At 32.6% G+C, this 20544-nt stretch carries 17 protein-coding genes; 3 read left to right on the top strand and 14 right to left on the bottom strand.

What is annotated here, in order from left to right:
• Positions 1–52: 52 nt before the first annotated feature.
• The 5 genes from B2989_RS01490 to B2989_RS01470 are packed head-to-tail and all read right to left on the bottom strand — an operon-like array spanning position 53 to position 5507.
• On the bottom strand, positions 53–409 hold the full coding sequence (locus tag B2989_RS01490) for a DUF6686 family protein (RefSeq protein ID WP_191101120.1): 357 nt from the start codon (positions 407–409) through the stop codon (positions 53–55).
• An 18-nt stretch (positions 410–427) separates the two neighbouring features.
• Complete coding sequence (locus B2989_RS01485) at positions 428–2620, bottom strand: PepSY domain-containing protein (protein WP_292943094.1); 2193 nt, start codon at positions 2618–2620, stop codon at positions 428–430.
• A 10-nt stretch (positions 2621–2630) separates the two neighbouring features.
• Complete coding sequence (locus B2989_RS01480) at positions 2631–3116, bottom strand: DUF2271 domain-containing protein (protein WP_145005475.1); 486 nt, start codon at positions 3114–3116, stop codon at positions 2631–2633.
• 6 nt (positions 3117–3122) lie between these two features.
• Entirely contained in the window at positions 3123–4586 is a 1464-nt protein-coding gene (locus B2989_RS01475; RefSeq protein WP_292943087.1) for an ankyrin repeat domain-containing protein, read from the bottom strand.
• Between the two features lie 12 nt (positions 4587–4598).
• Positions 4599–5507, bottom strand: a complete 909-nt coding sequence (locus tag B2989_RS01470) for a DUF6607 family protein (RefSeq protein ID WP_292943084.1) — start codon at positions 5505–5507, stop codon at positions 4599–4601.
• Between the two features lie 92 nt (positions 5508–5599).
• Here B2989_RS01470 and B2989_RS01465 point away from each other — a divergent pair, with 92 nt between their 5' ends.
• A complete protein-coding gene (locus B2989_RS01465) occupies positions 5600–7741 on the top strand; it encodes a TonB-dependent receptor plug domain-containing protein (protein WP_292943081.1) in 2142 nt (713 codons plus the stop codon).
• Between the two features lie 11 nt (positions 7742–7752).
• On the top strand, positions 7753–8856 hold the full coding sequence (locus tag B2989_RS01460) for an HmuY family protein (protein WP_292943078.1): 1104 nt from the start codon (positions 7753–7755) through the stop codon (positions 8854–8856).
• Between the two features lie 86 nt (positions 8857–8942).
• Here B2989_RS01460 and B2989_RS01455 read toward each other — a convergent pair whose 3' ends face one another.
• From B2989_RS01455 to B2989_RS01425, 7 genes are all read right to left on the bottom strand, one after another.
• On the bottom strand, positions 8943–9545 hold the full coding sequence (locus B2989_RS01455) for a TetR/AcrR family transcriptional regulator (RefSeq protein WP_145005460.1): 603 nt from the start codon (positions 9543–9545) through the stop codon (positions 8943–8945).
• An 18-nt stretch (positions 9546–9563) separates the two neighbouring features.
• Positions 9564–10982, bottom strand: coding sequence for an efflux transporter outer membrane subunit (locus B2989_RS01450; protein ID WP_145005457.1), 1419 nt, complete (start codon positions 10980–10982; stop codon positions 9564–9566).
• Positions 10983–10986: 4 nt separating this feature from the next.
• On the bottom strand, positions 10987–14124 hold the full coding sequence (locus tag B2989_RS01445; RefSeq protein ID WP_145005454.1) for an efflux RND transporter permease subunit: 3138 nt from the start codon (positions 14122–14124) through the stop codon (positions 10987–10989).
• 22 nt (positions 14125–14146) lie between these two features.
• Entirely contained in the window at positions 14147–15286 is a 1140-nt protein-coding gene (locus tag B2989_RS01440) for an efflux RND transporter periplasmic adaptor subunit (protein WP_292943069.1), read from the bottom strand.
• 4 nt (positions 15287–15290) lie between these two features.
• Positions 15291–15791 (bottom strand): GbsR/MarR family transcriptional regulator, encoded by a 501-nt coding sequence (locus B2989_RS01435; RefSeq protein WP_292943066.1) that lies wholly within the window; start codon positions 15789–15791, stop codon positions 15291–15293.
• Between the two features lie 132 nt (positions 15792–15923).
• Positions 15924–16943, bottom strand: a complete 1020-nt coding sequence (gene pheS / locus B2989_RS01430) for a phenylalanine--tRNA ligase subunit alpha (protein ID WP_028283961.1) — start codon at positions 16941–16943, stop codon at positions 15924–15926.
• Positions 16944–17085: 142 nt separating this feature from the next.
• Positions 17086–17442: a hypothetical protein gene (locus B2989_RS01425; RefSeq protein WP_292943063.1), complete on the bottom strand. Its 357-nt coding sequence runs from the start codon at positions 17440–17442 to the stop codon at positions 17086–17088.
• Positions 17443–17493: 51 nt separating this feature from the next.
• Between B2989_RS01425 and B2989_RS01420 the strand changes: the two genes are divergently transcribed.
• Entirely contained in the window at positions 17494–18039 is a 546-nt protein-coding gene (locus tag B2989_RS01420) for a CvpA family protein (protein WP_292943060.1), read from the top strand.
• A gap of 3 nt (positions 18040–18042) precedes the next feature.
• Here the strand turns inward: B2989_RS01420 and B2989_RS01415 are convergent, their stop codons facing one another.
• Positions 18043–18669, bottom strand: a complete 627-nt coding sequence (locus B2989_RS01415) for a carbonic anhydrase (RefSeq protein WP_145006824.1) — start codon at positions 18667–18669, stop codon at positions 18043–18045.
• An 11-nt stretch (positions 18670–18680) separates the two neighbouring features.
• Positions 18681–20543 (bottom strand): SulP family inorganic anion transporter, encoded by a 1863-nt coding sequence (locus tag B2989_RS01410; protein ID WP_292943052.1) that lies wholly within the window; start codon positions 20541–20543, stop codon positions 18681–18683.
• Position 20544: the final 1 nt, after the last annotated feature.

Genomic DNA, 20544 nt, shown 5'->3' with positions numbered 1-20544 from the left:
CTAAAATAGTATTAAGCTGCAAATTTAAGATAATAATAAATTTTAAGCTATTCTAGTTAACAATATAAGTGTAATCTATATCGTCTACATTAAGTAAAGTATCAAAAACAGCCTTGTTTTTTTGGCTAACCAGTACTTTAAGCTCTTTAATTTCTTGCCTATCAAACATTAACACTAAATTGTCTTGTAAGGTTGGGATTGGTATTTTACGCTTAACATTAGCACAAGCATATTTATGTTCCCAATAATCTGCTTCAACAAATAAAATGTAGGCTTTAAATTGCTCAAATTGTTCTGGCGTAAACTCAAAATAAATATTATTAAACTCAAAATGAAACTGCTTGCATCCTTTACAGTAGTTTAATTCGCCTTGTGAGGTTTTTGAAATAGCTTCTATATTAGTGCACATAATTTTAAGTTTTACAAGTTAATAACAGTCCGTTTTTATCACCTGATTATCTATATAAAAGCTAATAGGCAGTTGTAATTTAGTTGTGGTAATATGGTTTAAGACTTCCAAGACATTGTTTTGCATTGCTACAGAGCCACATATCATAATTACGCCATCGTCTTTTAAAACTTGCGTAATTATCGCTTGGTTTTTAGCCACAATATCTTGTACATAAATTTTCTCTTTTTGTGCTTGAGAAAAAGCGACATTAAAACTGCTTAGCGTATTATGTTGTAATCCACTATCTATATATTTTTGATATAAACTCAAAGATTGCTTGGTACGTCCACCCCAAAATAAATGCTTTTCAGTTTGTGGATTAGTGTTTATCATTCCTAAAAAAGGACCAATTCCTGTTCCGTTTGCAATTAAGACTGCGCGTTTAGTTTTATTTGGAAGATTAAAAGTAGGGTTAGATTTTATTACAGCATTAACCACGTCCTTTTTTTCTAAACTATTAAAGTAAGCAGAACACACACCAAACTCGTGTTTTTTGACACTTATAACAATGTGATTATCTATTTTACCAATAGAATAAAGCCTTTCAACACCATCTTGTTTGGGATACACAGCTAACAAATCACCAGATTTAAAACTGCTTTTTTTATTAGGCTCTAGCTGTAGTAAAAAAGTGTTATCTACATTTAATGTCGACTTATTTACCACATTAAAAACTTGCTGATTTTTTAATTTTAAAACTTGAGTATCAAGCATTAAATTAACTTTAAAGTTTACCACTGTATTCCATTGTTGCAACCAATTTTTAAAAGCAGATTGTGATTGATTATGGATTTTATGTAGCTGTAAATTAGGTGTAAAATTGGGATGTATTTGTAAACTAGCATCCACCATTTGGGCATACTTACAATACGCTTTGTACTTTAAAGACCCAAAACCAACAACTGCATATTTTATGGTCTGCTCTTGTGGTACGCTTTTTAAAAGTGAAATAAAGTTTTTAGCGTTTATAGGAGCATCACCTTCGCCATAAGTGGAAGTAAACACAACAAGCTGCTTGGTGTTTTTATACGTAGAATAACTGTTTAAATCTGATATATAAACCGTTTTGCCACTAGCTATTACTCCCTTATAAAACGCTGTAGCTAAAGCATAAGATTGTCCTGTTTCTGAACCTACTAGAATAATAACCTCAGCTTTATCCTTAGTAAATTTATTTTTAGGCAATGCTTTGTTTTTTCTTCTTTCAATGGTCATTTTAAATCCAGAATAGATAAAAAATAAAATATTAAGACAGGCAATCAATAATATTATAGACCACACTGTACTTCCCTTACCTGTATGCCATGTGAGACTTAGGTTAGATAAAAATGTGACCATAGTATAGTCCACCTGACTTAAAACTTGCCCAGAATATTGATGGACCAAGACTTCTTTATCTTTTAATTTTAAGGTGTAGTAGTCTTCTTCATCTTCGGAAAAAGGGAACTCTAAATTGACAACTTCAGTTAATCGTGTTGTATTAAAAATATTTGTATAAGGCTGCTTTTCAGCGAAAGTTGTAGTTTGAAAATCAACAATGTGTTTTTGCTTTTTTTCTGGAATTAAATCAAATTTAAGCAGTGACAAATACACACCAGTTAACGTGATAATTATAATAGGAATTAAGGATAATCGTCCTAAAACCACATGCCAATATTGCGAAAAATTCTCGTTAACCACTTTTGCGAAAAAGCGCTTAATTCCGCTTTGACGTTTAATAATTAAAATAGAACCTGTAATTGCTATCAAGAATAGTAAAAACGAGCCTAAACCCACAAAAAAGCGTCCTATTCCTTTTAAAAATAACGAACGATGTAAATTTGTAGTAAATTTAAAAAAGGCTGAAATCTCTGGCTTTTCACCTAAAAAAGCAGCGGTTTTTGGATTAAAATAACCATTTAACGAGGTACCATCTGCGGTAATGACAGAAGCAGACACAAACTGATTTGCATCTACTTCTATATTAATGATTTCGGGATATTTATCCTTAAACGTTGTTATCGTTTGGTCTACATCCAACTGATTAACACTTTCTATTTTAAAGGGTTGCATCTGCTCTGATATTGGCTGAAAAGCAAGTATAATACCAGTTATTGTTGCTAGAAATACAAATACAAATGAGGTTATAGCTAGTGTCAGGTGACTATATCTCCAAATAGAAAGGGTCATAAATATGGGTTTAATTTGGCATTAAACGTACGTAACGTATAAATCCTGAGCCTTCTGTTTTGCTTTTTACACTCTCTGAGGTTAGCAAAAATTGGACATCTTTTGTGTAATATTCTTGATCCTCTACCGCAGACTCAAAACGTATACTGTAACCAGCATCTATTTTAGAATCTTCGATTTGAATAACGCTTATAGCACGTTCTCCTCCAGAAATTGTAGCTCCTGTTAAGGCATCAATATCTGCTCTAACTTTACCTTGAAATTTCCACCATTCTGTGATGTCATTATACCACTCCTCATCATCTCCTTGAACATATAATGTTTTTTCATAGTGTCCATCTGGATTAATTAACGAGATGACTACATAAGCTCCTTCACCAACATAATTGGTCATTTGCACCATGCATTTGTACTTAGTAGATGTGTTTATTGTTGTAAAAGAAAACAAGGCTATGCTAAGAATAGCTATGCTAAAAATTAGTTTTATGTTTTTCATGATATCTTATTTTAAAAAGTCTAATGCTACTTTTTTGTTCTTTAAAATTTCGTTTTCTGAGGCTAAATCAAATGCAGTTTCTTCAAAACCTGTGGTTGCTTTTTTATTTGCTCCAATAGCTATTAAATACTTTAAAAGCGTATTATCCTTAGCCTTCATTGCTGCTAAATGTAAAGGTGTATACCCTTCGTTATTTGCAGTATTTACATCGATACCAAATTGATTAATTTGTTTTAAAAATTCGACATTATTTTTATCTAAAGCTAAATGGAATAATGTGTTACCATTTTTTTGAGGCGTTGTAAACTCAAACCCTTTACTTTCTAAAAGCTGTAATTTAGTGGTGAAATCTTTTTCTTTACTTGGGTTAAAAGATTGGATTAAATAATGGGCTAAATTATTTCCGTAAGTATCAACAAGATCTGTTTTTGCATCATTAGACAGGACTAATTTAACCACGTCTGCAGTGTTGTTTTGGATGGCTAACATTAAAGCTGTTTCTCCTTTTTTATTAGCGTAATCAATATCCTTAACCTGTTTTAAAAGCATCGATATTACTTCGATATTATTTTGACTAACTGCATTTAAAAAAGGTGTGTTTCCGCTTTTATCGATAGCGTTTACATCATTTCCTTTTTCAATAAAATAATTTAAAACCTCTAAATCATTACTTCTTGCTGCTACATTATGTAAAGGTGATACATCATCTGGAGAATTAGTATTTGGGTTTAAACCAATACTTTCTAAATAACTATAAACAGGTAACCCGTTGGTTTTACCTCTAGTCCCTTGACTGGCAAAAATAAAGGCTTGATCTGTACCTTTTAATCCTTTTTCCATTAACCCTTTTAGCAATTCTACATCACCTGTTTTAGCAACATAATTAAAAATTCCGTTACCATTATTATCTACGCTTTTTAGACTTAAGCCTTTAGACACAAAGTAGTTAGTTAATGTAATATTGGTTGGAGCTGCTAATAGTAAAGCATTAGCTCCATTATGGTCTAAATCTTTTTTTAAGTTTGCGCCATTTGCCAAACAAAGCTCATATACTTTGATGTTTGTTTGACCTGCATTAGCAGCAAAATTTAAAGGCGTAAAACCATGGTCGTCCAAAATATCTGTTTTAGCACCTTTGCTAATAAAGTATTCCATTATAGTATCATTGCCTATATAAGCAGCCCAAAAGATATACGTGCGACCATCGTGCGTTAATTTATTAACATCGTTACCATCTAATGATTGTATGTATTTAATAACATTGTTTGGTGCAGATTGCAGGATGGCATAGACAACTGGGTCAAAATTATTTTCGTTTAATTCGGCTGGATTATTACCCTCTGCTATTTTAGATTTAACGTCTTGGATGGTTACTGATGGTCCCCAAAAACCTCTACCTAAAAAAACATTGTCTTGCGCATTAACTGCGATACTAATTAATAGTAGGCAAACTGTAATTACTTTTTTCATTTATACTTTATTTTACTTTATTATAAAACTTTCGATTATTGGATTTATTTGTTCTGATGTAGAGTAGTTTTCGTCATCAAACAAATATTTATATAATACTTTATTATCTACCTTAGCTTGTAAAGCTAGATCTTGATGTCTTGCAAAAACAGATTCCCATTTTGTACGGACTTTAGACCATTTTATTTGATTAGTTTTCCACCAATCTTGAGCAGCTTGACATTTACTATCCTCAACTTTTACGTACGTATTATAACCTTTTTCTTTAGCTAATATCACGTCCTCTTTTCCGTCTTCTCTTAGCACTTTTTCATTGTCTTGGTCGTGTACCCAACCAGTATCTGTTGTTTGATGTCTATTCCCTCTTAAAGTAATATTATAATCACTTCTTTTAGTGTACTCTCTTCTTGGCAAAGGTGCTGTTGTAATGTTTTCCCAAAAACTTTTACCATCTACATGAACCCAAGTTGCAGAGCCTTCATAACGTGGACTATCATCTACCTGATATACTTTTTGTGTCCATTGATTTTTAACTTCTTTTTTAGGCTTAGACACATAGGTCCACTTATTGTCACCATTGTACATATAAAAATCTGTGTTTTCAAATAACCAATCTTGTCTCCAATGCTTTACAATATATGGAGACTCTGGACTACCAACTTGTAACAAATGCTGAATCACAATTTTATTATCGCTATCCTCTACTAATTGTGCCCACTCTAAACCTTTATCAACTTTAGTTTCTGATGGCTTATATAATGAATCTTGACTATAGTTAAAAGTCTCTGCAAAATTAAAGGTGACTTCATAACAACCACACATATTTTTAATAGCATCTTGGTCTTGCTTTTTTTTGTTTTGTGCATTAATTGTGGCTGTAAAGGTCAAAAATAATAGTGATAAAGTTGTTAAAGTTTTCATATTTAATGGGTTGTTTATTTATTTGAAAAAATGTTGTTCTTATTTAGACTGAATTAAAATAACGTTTATATTTGCAGCAAATTTAATCAAGAATGATTCTAAATAAAAAATATTTAACGGTTTATTTTACTTTTTTTTTAATCGGAATTACAACTGCTCAAGACAAAGAAATTACAGCTAATGACTCCACACTAGTCCAAAAGCTTGAAGAAGTAGTTATTACAGGTCAATATAATCCACAATCCATTAAAAAATCCGTACATAATGTTATTATAATTGACCGAAAAAAAATAGACCAACAAGCTGCTAATAATTTAGCAGACCTACTTAATTTTAATCTTAATCTAAACATTATTCCAAGTGCCCAAACTGGACGATCAACCATATCATTTTTTGGATTAGATGCGCAATACTTTAATATTCTTGTTGATAATATACCTTTAGTAAGTGATAATGGCGTTGGTAATAATATTGATTTAACTCAAATAAATTTAGACGATATCGAGCGCATAGAGATCGTTGAAGGTGCAATGGGAGTCGAATATGGTGCCAATGCAGTCTCTGGTGTTATTAATATAATTACTAAAAAAACGGTTAACCATGACTGGGAAATCCAAAGCTTTATACAAGAAGAAACCGTTAGTAATGAATATGCCTTATTTGATGAAGGCAGACATATACAAGGCATAAATATTGGCCATAATTTTAACGAAAAATGGTCTTCAAAAATTGGGTTTAACCGAAATCAGTTTGCAGGATTCTACAACAATAGACACGGACAAAACTACTATAACAATGATGGGTTAAGAGGGTATGACTGGTTACCAAAAACCCAATTAACTACCAAAGCAAGCTTACATTATAATTCAGATAAATTTAGATTGTTTTACAAATTCGAGTTTTTTAATGAAGATTTAAATTTCTATGATGCTGCTGTTAGAGCCAATATAAATGTGCAAACACAAATCAGTAATCCATCTGCAACAGATAAAATATTTACTACAAATCGTTTTGTAAATAACTTAAACATTAGTGGCTCACTAACGTCTGGCGCTAATTATAATGCGTCCTTATCTTATCAAACACAAAAGCGTGATTTAAATCAGTTTAACTATTTTATTATCACAAAGGACAAGACAAATCAAACTGATCAAACCTACCAATCCAGTAATGTACTTTTCTCCAAAGGAACTATTAACAACCTATCCAAAAAAGACTTTTACAATTATCAATTAGGTTATGAAGCTAAATTTATAAAAGGGTTTGACACACAAGCTTCAGGAGAAATCACGCAACAAGATCAAACGCAAAAACAGAATAACTATGCGGTATTCTCCTCTTCAGAATTTAAATTATCTAGTAAATTATCCTTACGTCCAGGATTGCGATATGAATACAATTCTAAATTTAAATCTCAAATATTAGGATCGTTTAGCACTAGGTATTTATTAAATAAAGGTTACGAACTAAGAGCAAGCATTGGATCATCTTACCGAACTCCAAATTTTGAAGAGTTGTACTACTATTTTGTAGACTCTAACCACGATGTTAGAGGTAACGAAAATCTAAGTCCAGAAGAAGGGTTTTCAGCTTTTTTAAATATTAAAAAACGAAGTTGGTTTAAAACCACATCCTTAACTAACAATTTAAAATTAAGCTACATAGCACTTAAAGACAAGATTGAACTAGCCTTAGTGAATCCTTCTCCACTTCAATACCAATACATCAATATTGATGCCTATAAACTATTTGGAATAACCACAGAAAATACTATTAAACATGAGCATTGGACTTTTAATTTAGGTGCAACTTTACAAGGCGTGTCTAGAGTAATGAATGATGAAGTTAATGCAGAAAATGACTTTTTATACGCATTGCAACTTAATACAAGTGCTAGTTATTTAATTAAAAAATGGGACACTGCTTTAACCGTCCTTTTAAAATATAACGGAAAACAACAAAACTACATTGCAGAAGGTACAGATGATAGTGGAAACAACACCTTTATAAAATATAATACTGATGCTTATAGTTGGATGGATGCCTCAGTAAAAAAATCTTTTTTTAATAACAAACTACAAGCTACAATTGGTGGTAGAAACCTATTGGATGTCACTAGCGTTGCTATTAATGGCGCAAATACAACAGGAACACACAGTACAAATAATAATAGCCTATTACTAGGTTACGGAAGATCATATTACCTAAAACTATTATATAATTTAAATTTTTAAAAACAAATACAATGAAAAACAAACTATTTACTCTAGCACTTTGCATGACTGCATTAGTATTTACTAACTGTAGTAGCGACGACGATAATACACCAACACAACCGATAACAGTTGTTATTGATGGAGCAGCAGTAGCGCCAACAGTTGGTGGTCCAAATCAGCAAAACCAAGTATATGTAGACTTAAGTACAAATACAACCACAAGCGTACAACGTGACTCTTGGGATTTAGGATTTTATTCAGGAACAGAATTTAGAGTGGTCATAAATGGATCTATAGCAATGGCTGCAGCACAATTAACCACTACAGATATTGATGCGGTAAACTCTACAAATCAAGAAGTACTAGACTTACAACCTTTGGTTAAAACCAATACTTATAACCAAGCTAGCATGCAATATATTGATGCGCCAAATGGTGCATTAAATGGTACTGCATTTTCAGCTATTACAGCAACAGATGCAGATAATCCAGTATACCTAGTAAACTTAGGTTATACTGTAGGTACAGAAACTCCTACCACAGGAAGTATTGACACTACGGATGACGAGAGAGGTTGGAAAAAAGTTAGAGTATTGCAAGATGGTACAAACTATATCTTACAATATGCAGATTTAGATGATACGACTCACCAAGAAGTAACCATCTCTAAAAACACCTCTTATAACTATACGTTTTTTAGCTTTGATTCTACTAGTGAAATAGTAATTGAACCAGCAAAAGAAGCATGGGATTTAAACTTTACTACGTTTACAGACGAAGTATTTATAGGCACAGATAGTTATGGTCCATACTTTTATTCTGACTTTGTAGTTACAAACACTAAACAAAGTACTAATGCGTATGTAATAGATACGGAAATACAATCTGAGTTATCCTATGATAATTTTACGCTTGCAGATGTAGACAACACACAATTTTCTGACGATCAAAGAAGTATTGGAAGTAGTTGGAGAAACAGTGGTGGACCAAGTTCATCTCCATCACTAAAAGACAATGTGTTTTATATTATTAGAGACACAGATGGAAACTTATATAAACTTAAGTTTTTAGCACTATTTAATGAAGCTGGAGAACGTGGTTATCCTGAGTTTGTTTATAGCTTACTACAATAATTTCTTTAAAATTTAATGAATCCCTGACAAAATGCCTTAACAGATTATCGTTAAGGCTTTTTAATTTTTATAAGGTTTTTTTATGCTTAAAATTCAAGTTCTAAATATCTATTAGTGTAACTATAATTTACAATCCCTTTTAAATTATACAACACCAAATGCCTAAACAACACGTCTTTTGTATAAATTTCAAATAAATTATTTTCTTTAAAAACAAGATTATCAATTCTAAAAAAATAGATTTTTACTATTAATTCAATATTAATTTCGGGTCTTATATCGCCTTTTAATTGTGCTTCAATAAGTAAATCTTGTATGGTTTTATGTGCTAATTCTTCAGAGAAATTATCAAATAACAAACTTGCTTTAGGGTAGTATTTTTGTAACCCAAAAATAAAAGAGGGTTTAAAGTATTTTAAATACTCAAACCCTCTACGGTAAATTAAAATAACACACAAAACAGGATCTTTACCATTGCTATTAACAATCCCATTTATATCGTTTTTATACTCGTTTAATAAACTTTCTAGACTTGATGTTACTAAGTCTTCTTTGTTTTTAAAAAAAGAATAAATTGTTTTTTTAGATATACCAAGCTCAGTTGCCAAATCGTCTAAAGTAACGTGCTTACTACCAAATCTAGTAAACTTAGTAATAGCACATTGTAGCAATTGAGCTTTGGTTATCATTTCATTTAGATTAAAATATTATCTCCATCCACCACCAAGTGCTTCGTATAAATCTACGATAGACACTAGTTGCTGCAATTGGCTGTTAATAATATTAAGTTCCGCATTTAAAGCGCTTTCTCTAGCTGTTAATAAGTCTAAGTAGTTAGCATAACCATTTTTAAGTAACTCGTTAGAATTAGCTTCGGCTGTACGTAAAGCTTCCACTTCATTTTTTCTAAACTCAAACTTTTTAGTTTCAGCTTTATAAGTATATAACGCATTAGATACTTCACTTCCTGCCACTAACAACGTTTGCTTAAATCTAAGTAATGCTTGTTCTTGTTGTGCAAAAGCAACTTCTCTTTGAGTTTTTAACTTTCGTTGATTAAAAATAGGTTGCGTAATTCCGCCTATAATATTTGCAAAAATCGAATTGGCATTAATTAAATTATCTACATCTAAGCTTTCTAAACCACCAGAAGCGGTTAATGTTAAAGAAGGATATAAGTTACTTTTGGCAACATTACTTAACTCAAAAGAATTTATTAAGCCATACTCTGCAGCCATAACATCAGGTCTGTTACTTAATAATGTTGCAGGAACACCTAATACTATATCTTGATCTATATTTTGGATATCTAAACTACTTCTTTCAAAAGTTTGAGGTGATTTTCCTAATAAAATACTTAGCGTATTTTCAGTTTTAAAAATAGCAACTTCAATATCTACCTGTAACGCTTTGGCACTGTTATATTGTGCTATATTTTGGTCTACCGCAACTTGTGTTACTTGTCCAGCGTCCTTTAAAGCTTTAATGGTTGTTACACCACTTTCTCTAGTTAAAATAGTTTGTTTAGTCACTTCTAGTTGCGCATCTAATGCCAATAAATTATAGTACGTATTAGCAATACTAGAAATTAATTGCGTTTTTACTGCTTGATGTCCTGCGACACTTTGTAAGTAAGCAGCTTGTGTTGCACGTTTATTACTTCTAATTTTCCCCCAAATATCTGCTTCCCATGATAAGTTAGCTGTAATATCATAAGTATCTATTCCTCCACTAAATAAAGCTCCAAATTGACTGTTTTCTGACAACTCTTGATGCGTTGCATTTGCGCCAACACTTACTGATGGTAAATAACCAGCTTTACCTTGTTTTGCATAAGCTTCAGCAGCTAAAATTTGCTGCAAAGCAATACGCACATCCATATTATTTTGAAGACCTTCTTCTATATATTTTTGAAGGTATTGGTCTGTAAATAAATTTTTCCAGGATACATCTGCAATAGATACGCTATCTGTTGGTAAATTATCGGTTCTGTAAAGTGCTTGCGTTTCAGCATCTAAGTCTGGTCTCACATAATCTTGAGCTACAAAACAACTTTGTAGTGTTAATGCAACAACTAGTATTAATGCGCCTTTACTAAAGTTTCTATGTTTTAATATTGATTTCATTGTTTTAGTCTTCAATAGTTTGTACTGCTGGTTTACCCGAAACTTTTTCTTGTAACCATTGGAATAATATAAATAAGATTGGAATAACAAATACTCCTAGAATAGTACCAATTAACATTCCTCCTGCTGCTCCAGATCCAATCGAGTTGTTTCCTTCAGATCCAACACCTGTTGCTAATGCTAATGGCATCAATCCTAAAATAAAAGCAAACGAAGTCATTAAAATTGGACGTAAACGTGATTTGGCTCCATGGATTGCTGCATCTACAATACTCTCGCCATTTTTTCGTCTGGCCAAAGCAAACTCGACAATAAGTATGGCATTTTTGGCCAATAAACCAATAAGCATGATTAAAGCAATTTGGAAATATATGTTATTTTCTAATCCTAAAAACTTAGTTGTAATATAAGCTCCAAAAACACCAAATGGTAATGAGAATATGACCGCAAATGGTAATAAGTAACTTTCATATTGTGCACTTAATAAAAAGTATACAAATAAGATACTAAGTATAAATATAAACGTTGTTTGGTTTCCTGCATTAACCTCTTCACGTGTTAATCCAGAATATGCCACTGTATAATTACTAGGTAATTTTGCAACTTCTTCTTCAATAACTCTAATAGCATCACCTGTACTAAACCCTTCGTTTGTAGCACCAGAAATCATGGTAGAATTAAATAAGTTGAAACGCGTTACCGATTGTGGTCCATACACACGCTCTAAGGTTACAAACTGTGTAATTGGCGTCATCTCGCCAGAATCTGTACGTACATACATGCTATTTAAAGCGTTTTCATCTGCTCTGTCTTCTGGTAAAGCCTGAATGTATACTCTAAATTGTTTTCCGAATCTTGAGAAATCTGAAGCATAAATTCCACCAATATACCCTTGTAAAGTTGAAAAGATACTACTTACAGACACACCCTTTTCTTTAGCTAATGGTACATTAACTTCCATTTCATATTGTGGATAACTTGTACTAAAAGATGATGTTGCATATTTGATTTCTGGATGACTCATTAAAGCCATAGAAAAATCTTTATTGGCTTTATCTAAATCTGTAAACTCACCACCAAACTTATCTAATAAGTTAATTTCAAAACCAGCTGAGTTACCAAAACCACGTATACTTGGAGGAGAGAAAAATATGATATTGGCATCAGGTATTCCTGCTGCTACACCAAATAATTTTCCTGTTATCGCTTCCGCGGAAAGTGATGCATCTTCACGTTCATCCCAGTTTTTAAGTTTTATAATACCAAAACCAAAGTTACTACCTGCACCACTTATTAAACTTCTACCTTTAATAAAGTTTACAGCTTCAATACCATCAATGTTTTCAATTTGAGCGTAAAGTTTTCTTGCTACAGCATCTGTTCTATCTAAAGATGCTCCTGGTGGTAATTCTATATTAGCAAAAACAATTCCTCTATCTTCATTTGGTACAAAACCTGTTGGAGTTGTAGTTGAAGCCCAATAAATACCGACTACTGCAATGATTAATAGTAATACTGAAATAAATTTCTTTTTGTATAAAAACTGCAGCGATTTTCCATACTTATCAATGGTTGCATTAAATCCACGATTAAATAACGTATAAAAACGCTTTAATGGACCTTTTCCTTTTAACTCTTCGTCCTCTTTATGTTCTTTTAATAATAAAGCACATAATGCTGGACTTAAGGTTAAGGCATTTACTGCCGAAATTAAAATGGCAATAATTAAAGTTACACCAAATTGCTCATAAAACACTCCTGTTGGTCCAGTTACAAAGGTTACAGGAATAAATACTGCTGCCATAACTAATGTAATAGAAATAATGGCACCAGAAATTTCACTCATAGCAGTAATGGTTGCTTTTTTCGGGTTGTGCTCGCCTTCATCCATTTTAGCATGGACAGCTTCTACAACAACTATGGCATCATCTACTACAATACCAATAGCAAGTACTAAGGCAAATAGCGTTAATAAGTTAATAGAATACCCAAATACATTCAAGAAAAAGAAGGTACCAATAATAGATACTGGTACTGCAATTGCAGGAATTAATGTAGAACGGAAATCTTGTAAGAATATAAATACTACCAAGAATACCAGTAAAAAGGCTTCTAACAAAGTAGTAATTACTTTATCTATAGAGGCATTTAAAAATAAACTAGTATCGTAAGGAACAAATACATCTAAACCTTCTGGAAGGTCTGCTTTTACTTGCTCTAAGGTTACTTTTATGTTTTCAATAATTTCTTGTGCATTAGATCCTTTAGTTTGGAAAATCCCCATAAAAACAGCAGGATTACCTTTACTCATGGCGTTTGATCCGTAAGATTGTGCATCCAACTCTATAGTTGCCACATCTTTTAAACGTAAAAACTCTCCGTTTCCTAAGGCTTTTATAACAATATCACTGTATTGTGCTTCGTCTTTAAAACGACCACTATAAGTTAAAGTGTATGAAAATGATTCACCATTATTTTCTCCTAACGATCCAGCTGCTGCTTCTAAGTTTTGTTCAGCTAAAGCTGCAGAAATATCTGAAGGTATTAAATTATAAGACGCTAATTTTTCTGGGTTTAACCAAATACGCATCGCGTAATCTTTTTGCGAGAATACACTAACATCTCCAACACCGCTAATACGTTGCATTGCTGGAATAACGTTTATTTTTAAGTAATTCTGAATAAAAGTAGCATCGTAATCCTCACTCTCAGAATACATTGAGATAAACATTAATACACTTGTTTCTTGCTTTTGAGTGGTAATACCTGTTTGTATTACCTCTTGTGGTAATAAAGGTGTTGCTCTAGACACACGGTTTTGTACGTTTACAGCTGCAATATCTGCATCAATTTCTTGATCAAAATACACGGTAATTTCGGCTGCACCTGTGTTAGATGCTGTAGATGTAATGTATGTCATCCCTTCTACACCATTAATTTGCTCTTCGATAGGTATTATAACACTCTCTAAAACGGTTTCGGCATTTGCTCCTGTATAATTTGCAACTACTTTAATGGTTGGAGGTGCAATATCTGGATATTCCTCTATAGGTAAGCTAGTTATACTAATAACTCCTAGTAAAACTATGATAATAGAGATTACTGTTGAAAGCACTGGTCTTTCAATGAATGTTTTTAACATGATAAATATGTTTGGTGGTTATCTAATTTCTAAATAAAGTTGGAACTGGTTTAATTGCTTCGTCAAAAGACGTGTCCTGAGGTGCAATTGCCATACCGTTTCTTAACTTTCCTACTCCTGAAATAATAATCTTATCGTTAGCCTCTAAACCAGAATCTACCACATATAAATTATCTACTGTCCCTTTAACTTTTAAAATAGAAGTTTCTACTTTATTGTCTGCTCCTAATTTGAAAATCATAATATTACCTTGCTGCTCAAAAGTTGCAGTTTGTGGCACAACGATAGCGTCTTTATACTCTATTGGAAATTTAATTTTTCCGCTGTTTCCGTTAGTTAAAATTTCGTTTGGATTATCAAAAGCAGCTCTAATTTGTATTGTACCTGTACTTTGGTTAATCTGTCCTGTACTGGTTTGAATACGTCCTTTTTCAGAATATTCTTTTCCGTTAGCTAAAACTAAAGTTAAGTCTGGCGAATTCTTGATGCGCTCTGCTTTATTTTGACCTTCAGAGCGTTGTAAATGATCTATATATTGCGCTTCGTTAAAACTAAAAAAAGCATAAACTTCGTCTATTTGACTAACAGTTGTTAGTGGTGTTGCATCATTTGGGCTAATTAAAGCACCTTCTCTAAAATTAATGGCACCAACAAAACCGTCTATTGGACTTTTAATTGTGGCATAACCAATATTTGCTGTTACACCACTATAATTAGCTTTAGCTTGAGCTAAATTTGCTTTAGCAGTTTCTAATTGTACTGGACTAATAATATTTTTTTCTACTAAAGGAACTAGTTTATCAACCTCAACTTGTGCCACATTTACTCGTGCTTTAGCTGCACCTGCATCTTGGCTTAACGACTGTGTTTCTAGTTTAAATAAGGTTTGACCTTTACGTACTTTTTGTCCTTCGTCTACATATACTTTTTCTATATATCCAGAGGTTTTTGCTCTTACATCACTATTAACTTTACCTTCAATAGTTGTAGGATACTCAGTAAAACCTGTTACGGTTTTTGTTTGTAATTGTGTTACAGGAAAAGGTAAAACCTGTTGCTGTTGTGCTGAAGCTGCTTGCGCTTTCTCATTATTACCACAGCTAATCACAACTAGAAAAATACTAGCTATTGATAATATTGAAATTATTTTATTTATTTTCATTATTTTAAAGGTTGAATTTATTTTTAATTAGGTTGTCTTTTAGTTCTTTCATTGATGCAGAAGCACTTGAAATAAATTTGAGATAATTGTTATGAAATGTTAAATCGAATTTCTCATCGTCGTCTGTAACATGTTCGTTTATGGCTTCTTTATAAGCTTTCATTTCAAGATGTAGTACCTCTACTATTTCCCATTCGTGAATCATATTATCAATATGATTTAATACCGAATCTTTATTAATGACAAAATACTTTTTACGGTCGCCCGTTTTGGTAAAGTATTCTATTTTTTTTAAGTCTTGTAAGTGGTTTAAATGTGTAGAAATGGTGCTTTTACTTGCGCATAATACCTCTACCATTTCATCAAAAGTTGCTCCTTGTTTTCCTGTTAAAATCACGTAAGCCATTATACGTGCTGCAACAGGTGCTAAACTATCTTTACTTTCTAAATGAACGCCTAGTCTTTCTACAAGCTCCATTTTTTTGTTACAGATTTCTTTAGTCATATCTAAACTTTAAAATTTATAATACAAATATATTATTGGTTCGGAACAAACCGAACTAATCGAAGTTAAATTGTTGTTAAATAAAAAAAAGCTGACTATAAACAGTCGGCTTTTAAACATTTTTAGTAATTATTATAAGGCAGATTTGAACTGCTCTAAGAATCTAACGTCGTTTTCACTTAACAAACGAATATCACCTATCTGATGTAATAACATTGCTATACGATCAATACCTACACCAAATGCAAATCCTGAATACTCTTCTGCATTTATACCGCAATTAGTAAGGACATTTGGATCTACCATACCACAACCTCCAATTTCTAACCAACCGGTTCCTTTGGTGATTTTATAATCTGTTTCTGTTTCAAGTCCCCAATACACATCAATTTCTGCGCTAGGCTCAGTAAATGGAAAGTATGATGGACGTAATCTAATTTTAGATTTACCAAAAAGCTCTGTAGTAAAGTATTGTAAGGTTTGCTTTAAGTCTGCAAAACTGACGTCTTTATCTATATACAACCCTTCTACTTGATGGAAAAAACAGTGTGAACGTGCAGATATTGCTTCGTTACGATATACACGTCCTGGAGATATTGTACGTATTGGTGGTTTATTGTTTTCCATATATCGCACTTGTACAGAACTTGTATGGGTACGTAATAGGATATCTGGATTGGTTTGTACAAAAAACGTGTCTTGCATGTCTCTTGCTGGATGGTATTCTGGCAAGTTAAGTGCTGTAAAGTTGTGCCAATCGTCTTCTATTTCTGGACCTTCACTAACATTAAATCCTATGTTTGAAAAGATATCGATAATTTGATTTTTTACTATAGATATTGGGTGACGTGAGCCAATGGTTATTGGTTCTCCTGGTCTTGATAAATCTCCACTTATACCTGCGTCTTGTGTATTGTTGTCTAGCTCTTCCTTTAAAGCATTAACTTTATTTTGAGCTGTAGTTTTAAGGGTGTTAATTACTTGACCAAATTCTTTTTTCTGGTCGTTTGCCACGTTTTTAAATTCGGCAAAATAGTCATTAAGTAATCCTTTTTTTCCTAAATACTTTATACGAAACGCTTCAACCTCTTCTTTGGTTTGTGCCTTAAAGGCTTCTGCTTCTGCTATAAGTTCTTTTATCTTGTCTATCATGATCTTCTAAATGATTGGCAAATTTATGAATTTTATCGTGATTTGCGTTAGCGATGGAGGCATTTGTTGAAGCTCTTTTATTTGCCTTAAAGCAAATTAAAAGCGACTGCCGAGAGCGCGACCCTTGGGTAACGCCCAAAATTTATTTAATATAATCGGTCTCTATAAAGTAGTTTACTATGGCTTCTTTCATTAAGATGCTTTGTTCTCCTGCTTTTAAATTTGGTAATTCTTCTTTTGCTATGTAGTGTGGCCAACCGTCTTCGTCTACAAAATCAAATTCATAATACCCATAAGGTGTTAGCAGTTTACAGATTGCAATATGCATAAGGTCTAACTTATGATCTTTTTTAAATTTACGGTCTAATTGTCCTAACTCTTGTACGCCTATTAAATAAATTATTGCATCTAAATCTAGTGTGTCTCCATCTGCAAATTGGTTAGATAATTTGGTTACAACCTCTTGCCATCTCTCTTTTAACTGTTCGTCTCTTGCCATATTAATTTTAAAGTCGCAAAGTTAATTTATATTTGTCTAAAATCTAACTTTATGGCTGTAATTGATATTGTTTTAGGTGCTTTACTATTATTTGGTTTGGTACGTGGTTTGTTTAAGGGTCTTTTTGTAGAACTTGCATCCATTGTTGCTTTAATTGCTGGTGTTTATGGTGCTATTCATTTTAGCTATTTTGTTGCCGAATTTTTAATGGATAAAACGTCTTGGAATGAAAAAACAATTAATACTTCTGCGTTTGCTATTACGTTTGTGATTATAATTTTAGTCATTAGCTTAGCTGGTAAAGCGTTAACTAAGTTAGCTGATTTTGCCTCTTTAGGGATTTTAAACAAACTTTTAGGTGCTGCTTTTGGTGCGCTTAAAATTGGTTTAATTTTGAGTGTTTTATTAATTGTTTTTGATAAAATGAATAATACTATCCCTTTTGTGCAGGAGGAGGATATTGAAGATTCTATTTTATATGCTCCTGTAAAATCATTAGCTCCAATGATTTTTCCTATTATTATTAAGTCTGATGATACTTTATTGCAAGAGCCTATAATTGATCCTGAGGAACCGACTACTGAATCTGAAGTTTAAGGTTTAATCTAAGTGATAAATTTCCATTATGTCTTCTAGGTAATGATCAAAATCTATTTTTAGGTCAATTAGCTTACCTGTATGCACATCAAACACCCAACCATGTACTTTTAGGTCTCGATCTCTGTATGCTTTTTGTACTGCAGCTGTTTTTAATAGATTAACACATTGTTCTTTTACGTTTAGCTCTACTAAACGGTCGTATTTTTTTTCGTCGTCTTGGATTGCGTTTAACTCATCTTTATGTATACGATATACATCACGTATGTTACGCAACCAGGAGTTTAATACGCCCAAATCTGCGGATTGCATTGCTGCTTTTACGCCTCCACATGCATAGTGACCACAAACTACAACGTGGTTAACTTTTAAGTGCACCACTGCATACTCTACAACTGACATGGCACTTAGGTCGTTACCTGATACCATATTTGCAATATTACGATGTACAAAAGCTTCTCCTGGACCTAAACCCATTAAATCCTCGGCAGTTACACGACTATCACTACAACCAATATATAGTAATTCTGGACTTTGTCCTTTACCTAAATTCTCGAAATAGTCTTTATCTGTGGCTAATTTATCTTGTACAAACTTTTGATTATTCTCAAATACTTTTTTGATATCCATTATCGACTACCTTAAAATTTATCCTCTACATTAGTTTTAATCCAATGTAAACATGAATTAAAGTCTTTAAAAATATGTTGTGTTGGTATTAATTCTGGAATAATACCAATACGTTCCATCATGTATCGTGGTTGTTTTAATAGATTAACAAACAACACATTTATGTTTTGTTTTTTTAAATCTACCAAAACGTCTTCCATCGCATATAATCCAGATTGATCCATATACTGCATACGACCCAATCTAATTACTACTGTTTTTGCTGTACTTGGGATTTGTTTTGCTAATTGCTGAAAGTCTGAAGTTGAACCAAAAAATAATGGTCCTTTGATGTGTTTTATAAATACTTCCTCTTTTAAGGCTACAGGGAAATTTGACTCGTCTGACCAAGCTTCTTCCTTTAACGGTTTAACGTCTGAACGTTGCGCTGTAAGGTCTCCAATTTTTTTCATGAATAATAAGGATGCGATAACCAAACCAATACCCACTGCATAAATTAAATCCCATACGCTAGACAGTACTAATACAACAAGCATTATCAATACTTCAGAGCTGACTTTTAATGGTCCAATCTTCATGTCCTTTGGTAATGCAGGAATTGCTTTTAGACCTTTATAATCCATAACACCAATACCTACTGTAATTAAAATACCTGCTAATACTGCTGCTGGAATTTTTGACGCAACTGGTCCTAATGCTAATAAGATAAATAGTAACATGACACCTGCAATCATACCAGATAGTCTAGTACGTCCACCTGCATTAATGTTTACTACAGTTCTAATGGTTGCACCAGCTCCTGGAATACCACCAAAAATTGACGCGATACTGTTACCTATACCTTGTCCTATTAATTCTTTATTAGGGTTGTGCTTAGTCTTGGTCATATTATCTGCTACAACACTTGTTAACAATGAGTCAATTGCACCTAATAATGCTAATGTTATTGCTGTAAAGATATAAGGCGAAATACTAGCGAAACTAAAACCTGTTATTATTTCAAAATTTGGTATTGGTAATCCTGATGGAATTTCTTCAATGGGACGATAGCCTAAATCTAAACCATAGGCTACACCAGAAACCACGACTAATGCTACTAAAGCACTTGGTATTTTGGTTGTTATACGCTTAAAACCATATACTATAAATATGGTAGCTAACGCTAAGGCAAGCTCTAACCAATTAATATTTTGGATGGCTCTTGGTAATACTTTTAAAGTACCTAAAACACCTGAAGCTTCGGTTTTAGCAAGTGTTTTAGACTCTTTTGCAATGTCTTCAGGTTGTAACTCTCCAGCTCTTTTGATCGTTTCTTTAAAATCTTCTAAAACTAAAATGCCTTCTCCTGCCTCTTCTCTAAGAATGTTTTCTAAAATTAACTCTTCAGCTTGTGGCTTAAATTTGTTGACGTATTCTGTATCCTCTTTTGGATAATAACCAATGGATGGCAAGATTTGTGTTACTAATATTATAACACCAATAGCTGTCATAAAACCAGACACAACAGGATATGGTATGTATTTAATGTATTTACCAAAGCCTAAAACACCTAATCCTACTTGTACTAAACCTGCTAATAAAAAAACCGTCAATATATATGGTAGTGCTTTGTTAACGTCACCATCATGCGTTGCAATTATACTAGCAATTACAACCATACTTACTGCTGTCATTGGAGCAGTAGGACCAGAAATTTGAGTTGGTGTGCCACCAAAAAAGGCTGCAAAAAAACTAATAAATATAGCTCCATATAAACCTGCACTAGGTCCTAAACCAGAGGAAACACCAAAAGCTAATGCTAATGGTAAAGCCACAATACCTGCTGTGATACCTCCAAATGCATCTCCTTTAAAATTGGCAAAAAATTTCTTCATA

The organism is Olleya sp. UBA1516 (assembly GCF_002323495.1).
Taxonomy (GTDB): Bacteria; Bacteroidota; Bacteroidia; order Flavobacteriales; family Flavobacteriaceae; genus Olleya.
The sequence above is the reverse complement of the archived record's forward strand: the minus strand, read 5'-3'. Positions and strand labels throughout refer to the sequence as shown.

Excerpts from the sequence above, each read along its gene's own strand:
- B2989_RS01410 (WP_292943052.1), bottom strand. The coding sequence starts at position 20,543 with ATGAAGAAATTTTTTGCCAATTTTAAAGGAGATGCATTTGGAGGTATC.
- B2989_RS01435 (WP_292943066.1), bottom strand. The coding sequence starts at position 15,791 with ATGACTAAAGAAATCTGTAACAAAAAAATGGAGCTTGTAGAAAGACTA.
- B2989_RS01450 (WP_145005457.1), bottom strand. The coding sequence starts at position 10,982 with ATGAAATCAATATTAAAACATAGAAACTTTAGTAAAGGCGCATTAATA.
- B2989_RS01420 (WP_292943060.1), top strand. The coding sequence starts at position 17,494 with ATGGCTGTAATTGATATTGTTTTAGGTGCTTTACTATTATTTGGTTTG.
- B2989_RS01455 (WP_145005460.1), bottom strand. The coding sequence starts at position 9,545 with ATGATAACCAAAGCTCAATTGCTACAATGTGCTATTACTAAGTTTACT.
- B2989_RS01485 (WP_292943094.1), bottom strand. The coding sequence starts at position 2,620 with ATGACCCTTTCTATTTGGAGATATAGTCACCTGACACTAGCTATAACC.
- B2989_RS01475 (WP_292943087.1), bottom strand. The coding sequence starts at position 4,586 with ATGAAAAAAGTAATTACAGTTTGCCTACTATTAATTAGTATCGCAGTT.
- B2989_RS01445 (WP_145005454.1), bottom strand. The coding sequence starts at position 14,124 with ATGTTAAAAACATTCATTGAAAGACCAGTGCTTTCAACAGTAATCTCT.
- B2989_RS01440 (WP_292943069.1), bottom strand. The coding sequence starts at position 15,286 with ATGAAAATAAATAAAATAATTTCAATATTATCAATAGCTAGTATTTTT.
- B2989_RS01465 (WP_292943081.1), top strand. The coding sequence starts at position 5,600 with ATGATTCTAAATAAAAAATATTTAACGGTTTATTTTACTTTTTTTTTA.
- B2989_RS01415 (WP_145006824.1), bottom strand. The coding sequence starts at position 18,669 with ATGGATATCAAAAAAGTATTTGAGAATAATCAAAAGTTTGTACAAGAT.
- B2989_RS01480 (WP_145005475.1), bottom strand. The coding sequence starts at position 3,116 with ATGAAAAACATAAAACTAATTTTTAGCATAGCTATTCTTAGCATAGCC.
- B2989_RS01460 (WP_292943078.1), top strand. The coding sequence starts at position 7,753 with ATGAAAAACAAACTATTTACTCTAGCACTTTGCATGACTGCATTAGTA.
- B2989_RS01470 (WP_292943084.1), bottom strand. The coding sequence starts at position 5,507 with ATGAAAACTTTAACAACTTTATCACTATTATTTTTGACCTTTACAGCC.
- pheS (WP_028283961.1), bottom strand. The coding sequence starts at position 16,943 with ATGATAGACAAGATAAAAGAACTTATAGCAGAAGCAGAAGCCTTTAAG.
- B2989_RS01425 (WP_292943063.1), bottom strand. The coding sequence starts at position 17,442 with ATGGCAAGAGACGAACAGTTAAAAGAGAGATGGCAAGAGGTTGTAACC.
- B2989_RS01490 (WP_191101120.1), bottom strand. The coding sequence starts at position 409 with ATGTGCACTAATATAGAAGCTATTTCAAAAACCTCACAAGGCGAATTA.